Source organism: Bradyrhizobium sp. SYSU BS000235 (assembly GCF_049747295.1).
Lineage (GTDB): Bacteria > Pseudomonadota > Alphaproteobacteria > Rhizobiales > Xanthobacteraceae > Afipia.
In genome coordinates, this window is sequence record NZ_JBMHJM010000001.1 from 1,093,186 (window position 1) to 1,106,346 (window position 13,161).

12 protein-coding genes are annotated in these 13,161 nt (G+C 57.3%); 3 read left to right on the forward strand and 9 right to left on the reverse strand.

What is annotated here, in order from left to right; all coding sequences use genetic code 11:
• Window positions 1-19: 19 nt before the first annotated feature.
• Entirely contained in the window at window positions 20-1,312 is a 1,293-nt protein-coding gene (locus tag ACP0KA_RS05085) for an MFS transporter (RefSeq protein ID WP_424631485.1), read from the reverse strand.
• A 169-nt stretch (window positions 1,313-1,481) separates the two neighbouring features.
• Here ACP0KA_RS05085 and ACP0KA_RS05090 point away from each other — a divergent pair, with 169 nt between their 5' ends.
• Window positions 1,482-2,369, forward strand: a complete 888-nt coding sequence (locus ACP0KA_RS05090; protein WP_424627755.1) for a LysR substrate-binding domain-containing protein — start codon at window positions 1,482-1,484, stop codon at window positions 2,367-2,369.
• A gap of 75 nt (window positions 2,370-2,444) precedes the next feature.
• Here the strand turns inward: ACP0KA_RS05090 and xsc are convergent, their stop codons facing one another.
• The gene (gene xsc / locus ACP0KA_RS05095; RefSeq protein WP_424627756.1) at window positions 2,445-4,220 is read right to left on the reverse strand and encodes a sulfoacetaldehyde acetyltransferase; all 1,776 of its coding nucleotides are present in this window, start codon (window positions 4,218-4,220) and stop codon (window positions 2,445-2,447) included.
• Window positions 4,221-4,370: 150 nt separating this feature from the next.
• On the opposite strand from xsc, the gene ACP0KA_RS05100 reads away from it, so the two are divergent.
• Both ACP0KA_RS05100 and ACP0KA_RS05105 read left to right on the forward strand, forming a co-directional pair.
• Window positions 4,371-5,132, forward strand: coding sequence for an IclR family transcriptional regulator (locus ACP0KA_RS05100; protein ID WP_424627757.1), 762 nt, complete (start codon window positions 4,371-4,373; stop codon window positions 5,130-5,132).
• 16 nt (window positions 5,133-5,148) lie between these two features.
• Window positions 5,149-6,084 (forward strand): bifunctional enoyl-CoA hydratase/phosphate acetyltransferase, encoded by a 936-nt coding sequence (locus ACP0KA_RS05105; protein ID WP_424627758.1) that lies wholly within the window; start codon window positions 5,149-5,151, stop codon window positions 6,082-6,084.
• 348 nt (window positions 6,085-6,432) lie between these two features.
• Here the strand turns inward: ACP0KA_RS05105 and ACP0KA_RS05110 are convergent, their stop codons facing one another.
• The 7 genes from ACP0KA_RS05110 to ACP0KA_RS05140 form a co-directional block, all read right to left on the reverse strand.
• Window positions 6,433-7,389, reverse strand: coding sequence for a cyclase family protein (locus ACP0KA_RS05110; RefSeq protein ID WP_424627759.1), 957 nt, complete (start codon window positions 7,387-7,389; stop codon window positions 6,433-6,435).
• Window positions 7,390-7,433: 44 nt separating this feature from the next.
• Window positions 7,434-8,168 (reverse strand): ABC transporter ATP-binding protein, encoded by a 735-nt coding sequence (locus ACP0KA_RS05115; RefSeq protein WP_424627760.1) that lies wholly within the window; start codon window positions 8,166-8,168, stop codon window positions 7,434-7,436.
• Window positions 8,158-8,880, reverse strand: a complete 723-nt coding sequence (locus tag ACP0KA_RS05120; protein WP_424627761.1) for an ABC transporter ATP-binding protein — start codon at window positions 8,878-8,880, stop codon at window positions 8,158-8,160. Before ACP0KA_RS05120 ends, ACP0KA_RS05115 begins: the two co-directional genes overlap by 11 nt.
• Window positions 8,877-9,869 (reverse strand): branched-chain amino acid ABC transporter permease, encoded by a 993-nt coding sequence (locus ACP0KA_RS05125; RefSeq protein ID WP_424627762.1) that lies wholly within the window; start codon window positions 9,867-9,869, stop codon window positions 8,877-8,879. The genes ACP0KA_RS05120 and ACP0KA_RS05125 overlap by 4 nt, the downstream gene beginning before the upstream one ends.
• A complete protein-coding gene (locus tag ACP0KA_RS05130; protein WP_424627763.1) occupies window positions 9,866-10,741 on the reverse strand; it encodes a branched-chain amino acid ABC transporter permease in 876 nt (291 codons plus the stop codon). The genes ACP0KA_RS05125 and ACP0KA_RS05130 overlap by 4 nt, the downstream gene beginning before the upstream one ends.
• Window positions 10,742-10,769: 28 nt before the next feature.
• Entirely contained in the window at window positions 10,770-12,026 is a 1,257-nt protein-coding gene (locus tag ACP0KA_RS05135; RefSeq protein WP_424627764.1) for an amino acid ABC transporter substrate-binding protein, read from the reverse strand.
• A gap of 142 nt (window positions 12,027-12,168) precedes the next feature.
• Window positions 12,169-13,104, reverse strand: a complete 936-nt coding sequence (locus ACP0KA_RS05140) for a 3-keto-5-aminohexanoate cleavage protein (RefSeq protein WP_424627765.1) — start codon at window positions 13,102-13,104, stop codon at window positions 12,169-12,171.
• Window positions 13,105-13,161: the final 57 nt, after the last annotated feature.

The following is a 13,161-nucleotide window of genomic DNA, read 5'->3' on the forward strand; positions in this document are numbered from 1 at the left end:
TATATCTAACTCCGGTTGTTCAGGCCATTTCATGCATTGTGTCAGGGAGAGGCTTTTGACTTTCCCTCACATCGACAAAGCGTTTTCCGGGATTCGTAGTGAAGGCGAGGACGGCGCCGAGCAACAGAACACCGAGGGAAGCGATAAACGGCACGTCCCATCGTCCTGTCAGATCGATCGCCCAGCCGAACACGACGGGGGAGATGATTCCGGCCATACCGAAGCCGAAGTTCATAAAGCCGCTGGCGCTGCCAGAGTATTGCGGAGCAATATCCATCGGGATGGCCCAGATGGGTGCGACGATCAACTCTGCGAAGAAGAATGCCAGGCTTAGACAGATCGCAATTGTCGTCAGATCGTGGACGAATACGATCGGCAGCATAAAGCAGAAGGATCCGAGAAATCCGAGGACGATGACCGAGATTCTCGCCTTCCCGACATTTCCGGTCTTTCTCAGAATACGATCGCTGAGAAGTCCACCGACCGTATCGCCGATGACACCAGCGAAGAAGACGCCCGCAGCGAACAAAGCCGACTTTTTGAGATTGAGGTTGAACTCATGCATGAAGAACGACGGCAGCCAGTTCAGGTACAACCAGAGAATCCAGCCGTAGCAAAAGTCTGTTAGCGTGACCGGCATGATGCGCTTGAGCAAAGGCCCCCACGGCACGTCCTTTCGCGTGGCCGCGACAGTCGCCGACGGCAATCCTTCGAGATCCTGCGGCGTAATCTGAGGGTGCGTGCGTGGATCGTCCCGGAAGTAGAACCACCACAAGACCGCCCAGACGATGCTTGCCGCACCGAGCACGTAGAACGAAACGCGCCATGAGAATGCAACGACGAGGAGCGCAATGAGGGGCGGTGTGACCGCGTTGCCAAAGCGGGCAAAGGCGTGAGTGATACCTTGTGCGAAAGCGCGCTGGTCAGGTCGCATCCAGTTGGAGAGTGCTCGCGTCGCGGTCGGAAAGGCAGGTCCTTCACCAATGCCCAGACTAAGCCTTGCGATAAAGAGAGCGACCAACCCGCCGACCACGCCCGTCCAGATAGTTGAAGCTCCGACGATCAAGGCACAGAGGCACAGCATCACGCGGGGCCCGAGACGATCTCCGAGCCACCCACCCGCGATCTGGAAAAAGGCGTAAGGATAGGCGAAGGCCGAGAAGGCGATTCCAAGTTGCGTTGCAGTAAGACCGAGGTCCTTCTGCATGATCGGCGCCGCAGTCGCGAGATTGACGCGGTCAACGTAGAAAATAAGATACATTAGGCAGATGGTGAGCAGGACGAGACGACTCGCCTGGTTCCGCATGAGCATCATGTTCGCCTCCCAGCGATGTTGCACGATTTGTACCTCTGCCTTTTGAATTCGAAATTCGGACTTCAACTTCGAACTTGGCAGGGCCATCGTTTCGCGTACGCTACAACGCTGATTGGTCAGTCATGAAATCGATAATCTGCATTCTCATCATTCGCGGGATTTATCATTGAGCCACGATCTCGACATCGCATTACTCAGAACGTTTGTTGCAATCGTTGATACGGGAGGCCTTACATCCGCAGGCAGACGCGTGGGACGAACCCAGCCGGCCATCACGCATCAGATCAAGCGTCTCGAAGACCTGATTGGCCGAACGCTTTTCGACGACAATCGCCGCAAGTTAAGCCTCACCCATGATGGAGAGGTTCTGCTCGAGTTCGCACGTGCAATATTGAAATTGAATGCGGAAGCGCGCGCCAGATTTTCGGCACCGGATATTGCGGGTCACGTCACCTTGGGCACGCCGGATCTATACGCATCCTACATTCTGCCGGAGGTGCTCGACACATTTTCCAGGTCGCACCCAAACGTCGAGATTGAGTTGCGCTGCACACGCAGCGTTCAATTGCACGCGGCACTGGAACGGGAAGAAATCGACATCGCCTTGATGACCAATCAACCGGACTTCCGGCGTGGTGAACTTGTGCGGCGCGAAGGGCTTGTCTGGGTCGCAGGCGTGGGGAGCGCGCCCGAACTGCGAAGGCCCATTCCTCTCGCGGTGCTCCCTCCAGGCAGCGTGTATCGGAATCACGCCCTTGAAGCCTTAGGCGCCGCAGGCCGCCAATGGTCGATCCGCTCGGTCTGCGACAGCATCGCCGGCCTGCAGGCTGCTGTATTTGCCGGCTTGGCCGTGTCGGTGTTTCCGCGCTGCGCGATCGTTCCGAACCTGCGCTGTCTCGACGAGGCGGATGGCTTGCCCAAGCTTCCCCCCATCGAGCTCGTCATGCATCGCAAACCCCAGGGGATTTCGGAAGCCGCGGAGCAGCTCGCACAGCACATCTCGCGTGAGCTCGGCGACGTCGAGTCCGTCGCCTCACTCGTTCCCGCCAAGTAACACCGCCCAAAGAATCAAAAAAAGATGGCTGCGCGAACGCAGCCATCTTGGGTCCAGCCAGATTATGGAAACGGCTTAGGCAACTTGTTGCGGCCGCATGTCTTCACGGTTGATGCCGGCAACCTTCACCGGTTTCTTCATGGCGTCGCGACGGAAGGGCTCGCCGAGCTCCTGATTGAGCAGGATCTCGATGAACGTCGTGATACCCTTCTTTTGATCCTCGCAGGATTTTTGAAGTGCCTCGGTCAATTCAGCCTGGGTCTTCACCACCACGCCCTTGAGACCGCAGCCTTCGGCAACTTTTGCGTAGCTCAAACTCGTATTGAGCTCGGTGCCAACGAAGTTGTTGTCGTACCAGAGGATCGAGTTGCGCTTTTCCGCACCCCATTGATAGTTACGGAAGATCACCATGGTCACGCCCGGCCATTCCTCGCGGCCGACCGATCCCATCTCATTCATTGAGATGCCGAATGCGCCGTCGCCGGCAAAGCCGACACAAGGCGTGTTCGGATTTCCGATCTTCGCACCGATGATCGATGGGAAACCGTAACCGCACGGCCCGAATAGACCAGGCGCGAGATATTTGCGGCCCTTATCGAAGGCCGGATAGGCGTTTCCAATCGCACAATTGTTGCCGATGTCGCTCGAGATGATCGCGTCGCGCGGAAGTCCTGCCTGAATGGCGCGCCAGGCCTGGCGAGGTGACATCAGATCCTTGTCCCGCTTGCGGGCGTCTTCATTCCACGTGGTGCCCGGATCATCGTCCTCGTGGTCCATGCTGGACAGCGTCTGCAGCCATTTCGATTTGGTCGAATGCACCAGGGCTTTGCGATCGTCGCGGCCTGCGTTGCCGGCGCTCGGTGAGAGTTGGGCGAGAATGCCTTGAGCCACCTGTTTCGCATCGCCGCAAATGCCCACGGTGACCGGCTTGGTCAGACCGATACGATCGGCATTGATGTCGACCTGAATGATCTTTGCGGTCTTTGGCCAGTAGTCGATGCCGTAACCGGGAAGCGTCGAGAACGGATTGAGCCTGGTGCCCAGCGCCAACACGACGTCGGCTTTGGCCACCAGTTCCATGGCAGCCTTCGATCCATTGTAGCCAAGCGGACCGACCGCCAGCCGATGGCTTCCCGGGAAACTGTCATTGTGCTGGTAGTTATTACAAACCGGCGCATCGAGTCGCTCGGCCAGTGCGACACAGGCATCGATCGCGTTTCCGATCACCACGCCGGCTCCCGACAGAATGACAGGAAACTTTGCTTCCGACAGCAGCTTCGCGGCTTCCGCAACAGCGGCTTCGCCACCTGCCGGGCGCTCGAATTCCACGACCGCCGGCAGATTGATGTCGATCACCTGGGTCCAGAAATCACGTGGAATGTTGAGCTGCGCCGGGGCCGAAAGCCGCTTCGCCTTGAGGATAACGCGGTTCAGCACTTCCGCAACGCGTGAGGGGTCGCGCACCTCTTCCTGATAACAGACCATGTCACGGAAGAGAGCCATCTGCTCCACTTCCTGGAAACCACCCTGCCCGATCGTCTTGTTCGCGGCCTGCGGCGTCACCAACAACATCGGCGTGTGATTCCAGTAGGCCGTCTTGATCGGCGTGACAAAGCCCGTGATGCCGGGACCGTTTTGGGCAATGGCCATGGCCATCTTTCCGGTCGAGCGCGTGTAGCCATCGCAGATCAAGCCGCCATTGGTCTCGTGAGCCACATCCCAGAACGTGATGCCGGCCTGAGGAAACAGATCGGAAATCGGCATGAACGCCGAACCGATAATGCCGAATGCATGCTCGATGCCGTGCATCTGCAGCACTTTCACGAATGCTTCTTCCGTCGTCATCTTCATGTTGCGTCTCCTCTGGCGTCCCCGCGGGGTTGGGCACAGCGTTTTGTTGGGCCGGCCATCAATGACACGCCGAAATCCCCGTCACAACATTTTTTTCATTTTTTTGTTTTTTTCGTTCCATTATACGGAATTTATGATAACAATTCCTCCATGAATGATTTACAGGGCGTCCTCAAGCCACTCGCACTGCTCGAAACCGTCGCTGGAATGCAGCATCCCGCGACGCTTGCGGAATTGGCGACAGGCATGAGTGTGCCCAAGCCGACCATGCATCGGTGGCTCGCTTCTCTCGAAGATGCCGGGCTGCTGCAGCGAACCCTTGATGGCCGCCGATACGAACTTGCACCACGCGCATCTCAGCTTGCGTTTGCGATTCTCGCGAATAAACCAAATGGCGCAGTCAGACACGAAATATTGCGCAACGTCGTTCGGGACGTCGGCGAAGCATGCAATCTCACCATCCTCGACGGCACACATGTCACATATGTGGACAGGGTGGAATCGACGTGGCCGTTGCGGATCACATTCCAGCAAGGCTCGAAAGTGCCGGCCTATTGTTCGGCAAGCGGCAAACTTTTTCTCGCGATGATGCCGCCGGCCAAACGCGATCCGCTGCTTCGCCAGATCGTCTTGGAACGTCTGACTGAGAATACATTGACTGAGTCATCCGCTCTGATGAGCGAGCTGAACGAAATTCGCCGCGACGGATTTGCTCTCGATCGAGAGGAGTTCATGTCGGGCCTCGTCTGTCTGGCAGTGCCGATTTATCAAAAGAAGGGCAAGGCGCGCTCATGCGTTGCCGCGCTTGCCATTCAAGCCCCCGTCACGCGTCTGCCGCTCGCACAGATTCAAACCAAGCTGCCCATTCTTCAGAAAGCCGCCGAGACACTAGCCGAAACATTGATCGAGTAGCCGGGAAAAAACAACCATGCGCCAGAGTGAAAAGACTTACGACAGGCTCGATGCCTTGGAGGCCGCAGCACGCGGCAAAGGGCGCCTCTCGGTCGCGGTTGCTTATCCATGCTCGACGGATTCATTGGCAGCGGCGCTGTCTGCTCGCGACGATGGCGTCATCGACCCTGTTTTGGTCGGCCCCCGCCAGAGAATCGAAGCGTGTGCAAACACCTTGAAAGTCAGCCTTGAAGGACTGCGTATTGTCGAGGCTGCGGACGACCCGGTGATGTCATCACGCGCAGCGGTCGCGTTGATCGGCGCCGGTGAAGCTCGCGCGCTGATGAAAGGATCACAGCATACCGATGAGTTGCTGGGCGCGGTCGTCTCCCGCGACGCCAACTTGAGGACCTCACGGCGCATGAGCCACGTCTTCTGGTTTGACCTCCCGGCCTACCACAAGCCGCTGATGGTGACGGACGCCGTCGTCAACATCGCGCCCAGCTTAAAGGAAAAGGTGGACATTCTCGCCAATGCCATCGGACTGGCGCATGCCCTCGGATTGAGCTCGCCCAAATTTGCGTTGTTGTCGGCGATTGAGACGGTCAACCCCGATCACGTCTCCAGCCTGGATGCTGCAGCCCTCTCGCGAATGGCTGATCGCGGCCAGTTCAGCGGTGCCGTCATCGACGGACCTTTGGCATTTGACAACGCGATCTCCGCTGCGTCCGCGGCAACCAAAGGAATCTCCTCGTCTGTCGCCGGAGATCCGGACCTGTTGATGGTGCCGAATCTCGATGTCGGCAATGTTCTCTACAAGTCGTTCATCTACATGGGCGGCGGCGAATGCGCGGGGCTCGTGTTGGGCGCGCGGGTCCCGATTATCCTCACCAGCCGATCGGACTCACGGCGCGCCCGCGTGGCTTCATGCGCGTTGGCTCAACTGAGCCTCAACGACAGCTCCGTCCATTGATTCCGAGAAAGAGGTCCGACGCACCAATTGATGCGGCTTCTCGCAGTGTGCCTCAACAAAATGGGGGAAATTGCAGCCAGATGTGGATCGCGGGCTGACGATTGAGAAATCGCGCAGATCTGGATGGCGCGCTACATCTTGCCATCAAGCTTTTAGCTTTGGATAAACTCTCCTGCACGCTCCTATGAAGCGCCGCAGACCTATTCCCTAAAAGCCTTCGGAAATTCACCAAGCGAGACTGCATCATACGCCCCAATCGAGAAGGCTTCTCTCTTGTGGAATCGAGTTGGTTCGCCGAACAACGCGCTTAGGGCCCGGCTCGTACCAGGCCCTAAGCACCGCAAGAGGTTATTTGATTGCAAGTGGATTGATTGGCGAGCCTGTTCCTCCGGTGATCACGAGCGGAGGACCTGCAAACATAAACTCGTAGACCTTGTCAGCCGCGCAATCCTCGGCGAGCTCCTTCACATAGAAGATCTCACCCATGGTCAGCCCCATCGCGGGAATGACGACCCAATGCCAAGGCTGAGCAACTTCCGGTCCTTCGTTCGGTCGCACCTCCACGCCCCAGGTGTCCGAGCAGATCGCGGCGATTTTCTTGTCGTGGCTCCAATAGCAATTTTCGAACTTGACGCCGGGCGCATCTCCGCCCGCATAACCACCCCACGCCTTGTTCTTGATGCAGCGCTCCATGTGACCCGTGCGGATGATGACGAAGTCGCCTTCCTGGATCGTCACGCCCTGCTTCTTTGCAACGGCGTCAAGTTCATCGTTGGAGATGGCATAACCGTCATCGAGCGAATCCACGCCCTTGAAGCGCGCAACGTCAAGTAGGACGCCGCGCCCGACCATGCGATCGCGGGTGTGTTCGATTCCCAACCGATGGACGCCACGGCTATCGACGTTCTTTGCATCGTGGCCGTTGTACATCTTGTCGATATAGAAAACGTGCCCAAGCGAATCCCAATGCGTGGCAGCCTGGACCGGCATGTTGATGGCATCATCGGCGTAGCGCATCCGGTTGATCTCATCCTGCCGACCCGCGATCGCGTCCGTACCGGTTGCAAGCATCGTGTGAATGGGATTCCAGCGACCGCCAAACAACCCGCTCTGCGGGCCATTTGAATCGAGCGGGATTCCCATCCCGAAGACTTTTCCCTTCTTGACGAGCTTCGCCGCGCGCGCCACGTGATCCGGCGTGACGAAATTCAATGTCCCGATCTGGTCCTCTTTACCCCAGCGGCCCCAGTTCGAAAGCTTCTCGCTCGCCTCGGCAATAGCTGCCTTGCCTACCTTGATGTCCATTCCTTCGTCTCCATTCTTCTTGATCGAGCTGGATTAAGCGGAGTTCAGTCGCCCCCGAGATAAAGGCGGCGAACCACGTCGCTGCTTCTCAGATCGGCAACACTGTCAGCGGCAAGCGCGACCTGCCCGTGCACAAGCACGTAACCCCGGTTCGCTATTCTGGTCGCTTGTTCGAAATTCTGTTCCGCCATCAGAACGGTCAGGCCAAGCGCGGATGAAAGCTCGGCGATCTTGTCAATCATGCGTGCAACGAGGATCGGGGCGAGGCCAACCGAGGGCTCGTCGATCAGAAGAATACGCGGGCTGGCCATGAGCGCGCGACCCAGCGCAAGCATCTGCTGCTCGCCACCGCTCATCGAACCTGCCATCTGGCTGCGGCGCTCTTTCAAGCGCGGGAATGCTTCGAAGCAAAACTCGATGTTCTTCGCGATCTGGGCGCGCGCGGTTCTCCGATAAGCCCCCAGCGTCAGGTTTTCTTCAACCGTCAGCTTCGGAAAAAGCCGCCGGCCTTCCGGCACCAGCGAAATCCCGATATCGACGATGTCCTCCGTCGACATACCAACAAGATTGTGCCGCTGCCCGTCGATTTCCGCGATGATCGTCCCCCGAGTCGGAACGATCTGACCCGTGACACACCGCATTAACGTCGTCTTGCCGTTGCCATTCGTTCCCAGCAGAGCGACAGTTTCTCCATCGCCGGCCCGAAGGCTGACATTCGACAGCACGGTGACAGCGCCATAGCCGGCATCGACACCTTCAATGGTCAGACTATTGCCCAAGATAGGCCCTCACCACTTCTGGATGATCCAAGACTTCGCGCGGATCGCCGTCAGCAATCTTCGCGCCGGCGACGAAGACGACGACGCGCTGGGAGAAGCGGATAACTGCGCGCATGATGTGTTCGATCAGAATGATAGCGATGCCGCTGTTGTTGAGCTGTATGAGCAGATCGAGAATCTCATCAACTTCGGAATCCGACAGTCCGGCCATGGCTTCATCGGCGATGAGAACGCGAGGCTGCGCTGCAAGGGCCCGCCCAAGTTCTAATTTTCGCAAATCCACCTGGCTCAGACTTTTTGGACTGGCATCTGCTCTCGACAGAAGTCCCACTTGTTCAAGAACGTGGTTCGCTTTCGCGTTTAACTCGTCCTGATCAGACACTCCGGAGATAAACGAAAGCGGAACGCCGATGTTTTGCCGGACCGTCAACCCGCGGAACGGGCGAGGGATTTGAAAGCTCCGCGCGAGACCAGCACGCGCGCGCCTCCATGCGGGCATCGTGGTGATGTCAGAATCCGCAAATACGACTTTTCCTTCATGCGGCAGGGCCCCCGTCAGGCAATTGACGAACGTGCTCTTCCCAGAGCCATTCGGTCCGATCAAACCGACGCGCTCACGATCTCCCAGGTCGAAATCAATTCCATTCAAGGCCGTAAAGCCACCGAAACGCTTGATAACCCCGCGGGATGAAAGGATGGCAGATCCGATCATTTGCGCTTCTCCCGCATGTCCTTGATGAAACCGATGATTCCATTGGGTGCGACAGCGATGAAGATGACGAGCAACACACCGACGATGAGCAGATTAAGGGCCGACGAGATCGTCACAGTGGCAACCTGCTGCAGCGTTCCCAGCAGCAGAGCACCTATCACCGGGCCCAGCCATGTCGCCGTGCCTCCGATGAGCGGCATCGCGATAGCGTTAACGGCAATGGTCAAGCTGAACGCCGAACTCGGATCGACGTATGTGACGAAGTACGGGAACGGCGCACCAATCGCTCCGAGCAAGGCGCCGCTGACGGTGGTCGCGAACAGCTTCATCCGGAGCGACGGCACGCCGGCGCACTCCGCCGCCATTTCATCATCCTTGAGCGCCGCCAGGCCGTTACCAATCCACGAATTCTCGATGAAGCGCGCGATCAGGACTGATCCCATGGCCAGGATAAGCATCACCACGAACAAATAACGCGCGTAGGTCCCGAAGAATGGAATCGTCTCGGAATGAAGAATGTAGACGCCGCGAGACCCACCTACGAACGACCAGTTCACGACAAGTGTATTGAGAACAACAGACATCGCGAGCGTTGCGATCGAGAAGAAGACGCCCCTGAGACGAAGGGTTAGATAACCCATACCCAATCCGAGCAGGCCCGCGACCACCGCCGCCAGTGGAATGGTAAAGACCAGCGGCCATTGCAGAGTTTTGTAGATGAAAACGCTGGTGTAGACGCCGACCGCGAAGAAGCCTGCGACACCGAAATTTACATAACCTGCATAACCGCCAAGGATGTTCCACGCCGTGGCCAGCGCCACGAACTGTAAAACGGTATAAGCGGCCAGAAAGGCGTAATCCGTTTTCGCAAGGTCAAGCAGCAAGACTGATGCGATGCCGATGATCGCGCAGATCACGATGGGCCACAGCCAGCGCATCGACCTCGCAGACGTTCGCCCTTCCGGCAATTGTGTTACGGCCTCTTTCATCGCCCAAATATCCCTGCGGGTTTCACAGCGAGAGCCACGAGCAGCAAGCCGAAGGCAACCGCCGGAGCCCATGACGGACCAAAGAACGTGGTCGTAAGGCTTTCCGTGATTCCAAGGATCATCGATGCCACGATGGTGCCGGGCAAACTGGTCATGCCTCCGAGCACCGCGATGGCGAACACCCGGCCGATGAAATCCCGCCCCAATGACGGTTCAATCGGTTGAATGATAATGAGCAACGCTCCGGCAACGATCGCTGTCGCGATCGACAATCCGAAGGCAACTTCCTTGACCTTCACAGGATTGCCGCCGACGAGGCGAAGAGCCAGAGGATCCTGTGACACCGCCAGGATCGCCTTTCCGATAAAGGTCTTTGACAGAAACACCATAATTCCGCCGATGACGGCTAGCCCGACGATGAGCGGAACGAGCAGCCGCCACGGAATCGCGATGAAGCCGATCGATATGGTCGGACCGATGTAGGCGGCCTCGACGAAACGATAATCGACACCGAAGGTCAGGATTAGTCCGACCTCGATAATGAAGAGAATGCCGAAGAAGAACGCCAGTCCCTGCAGCGACTCTTCACCGCGTTTCTCAAAAGCAAGATAGTAAAACCGGTAGAGAAGCCGTCCGATCGCATATGCCGGAACAGCCGCAATGAGGCAGGCCAGAACCGGATCAATACCCAGATGCGTGTTGAAGTAGTAGGCGATGAAGCCTCCGGCCATAATGAAGGCCGGATGCGCGATATTGACAATATCCAGCATTCCGAATGCGATCGTGATGCCGACGGCAACGGCGCAATAGAACCCGCCGAGGAGGATGCCGGAGACGATTGCATTTGAGAACAGGTCTAGACTGAAAATCATGCTCGCCTCCGGTTCGCGTCCACCCCCTTCAGTGTTTGATGGGCTCGAACGGGGTGACCAGGTCGCCCGATTTGAACGCAACCGGGTCAAGAATGACCTGTTTGCCAGCCTGCTTGAATTGCTCGACGTCATTACCGACGATACCGCGATACTGGATCAACAAAACGCGGGGCTCGGCCCATTCGCCACGGTCACCGAACTTGATGTCACCAACGATGGTAGAAAACTTCGTGGCGCGCATGTAGTCAGCGAGCTTCTTGTCGTCGAGCGATTTGACGGCGTTGATCGACGATTCGAGAATTTGCATCTCGGCATATGCAAATGGCGGGATGTAAATACCGAGCGGATCGACGCCGGCCTGAACCGCGCGCTCGCGGTACTTGGCGAGGAAGGGAGCCACACCGGGGAAATTCATCGTCGGCTCTGGCACGTAAAGATCGTAGGCGACAATGTTGTTCAGCATCGGGCCTAGCTGCTGCTTCAAGGCAGCGAACTGAAGCCCGATCATTCCTCCGCCGACCATTCGGGCATTCAAGCCAACTTCGTGGATTGCGCGGATCATGCCGGCTGAATCTGGCGGGTAAGAACCGATAAACAGCAGATCCGGGTTGGTTGCCTTGATGGCGCGAACAATCGAGCCGAAATCCTGCGTGTTTGGCGGGTAGCTCCTGTCGTAAACAATCTTGATCCCGGCCTTTTTCGCGTTTGCGCGAGCGCCCTCAACCGCAAGGACTCCGAATTCGGCGTCAGCTCCGACCAGGGCAACCGTCTGCGGCTTGGGCGAAAGTTTTGAAGCCAGTTCGAAATAGGCCCGCGAGAACTCATACTTCGCCTGCGGTCCGTTTGGCTGCATCTGAAAGTAACGATCGTAACGAAACTGATCATTCGCGGCCAAAGCAAACAGCGAGAGAAATACCTTCCCTTTCTGCATCACGACCGGCATCGCAGCAGCGGTCGGCACTGTCCCGTAGCCGGACATCACAATGTCGACTTTGTCGATGTCGATCAGCTTTGAGTAGATGCCCGGCGCGGTGGCAGGATTGGATTGATCGTCATAGTGGATCAACTCGACCTTGCGGCCCAATATTCCACCCCGCGCGTTAACTTCTTCAGCCCATATTTGATAGGACAGCAGCGCGGCCTTGCCTCCTCCAGCCAGCCCGCCAGTCAAGGCCATGCCGAAGCCGATCTTGATCGGCCCTGTCTGACCATATGCAGAAGACGCCATCACCGCCAGCGCACCACCGGCAAGCGAAAACGTGTCGCGACGCGTAAGTTTCGTCATAGTCTCTCTCCCTGAGAACGGGCTTGTGCCCTTGTTGCCGGGCTTTTCGCCCCGTGCATTTTTAGCTAGACGACGATCGACGCACGCGCAGCCGCATGGCGGGATGAGGGTTCTGTCCGAACATCCCGCTTGCTACAGCTGCTTAGAAATTCACTTGATCAGCCCCCTTCAGCGAAAGAATTTCACGCGCCTCATCAGCGGTGGCAATCTCAAGCCCCATTCCTTCGATAATTGAGCGAACCAGCCGGACCTGCTGGGCGTTCGACGTTGCAAGCTTGCCTGGACCCGCCCACAGCGAATCCTCCAATCCGACGCGCACATTGCCGCCCATTGATGCTGCCATTGCAGCAATACGCATCTGGGACGCACCTGCCCCGAGCACCGACCAGCGGTATTGATCGCCGAACAATCTGTCAGCCGTGCGCTTCATGTGCATCACGTCTTCCTGATGAGTGCCGATACCGCCCAGGATTCCGAAAACCGACTGCACGAAGAGAGGCGGCTTGACGAGGCCGCGATCAAGAAAGTGCTTCAGGTTGTAAAGATGCGCGATGTCGTAGCACTCGAATTCAAATCGCGTGTTGTTATTGTAGCAAGTCTCGAGAATGTACTCGATGTCCTTGAAGGAATTCCGGAAAACCAGATCACGCGTCGATTCCAGAAACTGCGGCTCCCAATCGAATTTGAATTCCTTGTATCGATCCAAAAGATGAAACAGGCCGAAGTTGATTGATCCCATATTCAGTGAGGCAACTTCGGGCTTGAAATGCTCGGCAGGCTTGACGCGCTCTTCGACGCGCATGAACGGGCTGCCGCCCGTCGTAATGTTGATCGCAGCCTTGGTCTGCTGCTTGATGCGGGAGAGAAAACGACCAAAGCCCTCGGGAGTTTGATCGGGCCTCCCGTTCTCCTGATCACGCGCGTGAAGATGAAGAATGGCGGCACCGGCTTCAGCCGCGCCGAGTGCGTCCGCAATAATCTGATCTGCAGTAATTGGGATGTGCGGCGACATGGAAGGGGTATGAATCGCCCCCGTAACTGCGCAAGTTATCACTACCTTGCGATTCAGCGCGGCCATATCTACCTCCCCAATGCTGTTTCTTTGGGCTAACTGACCCCTTGTTAGTAATCATTT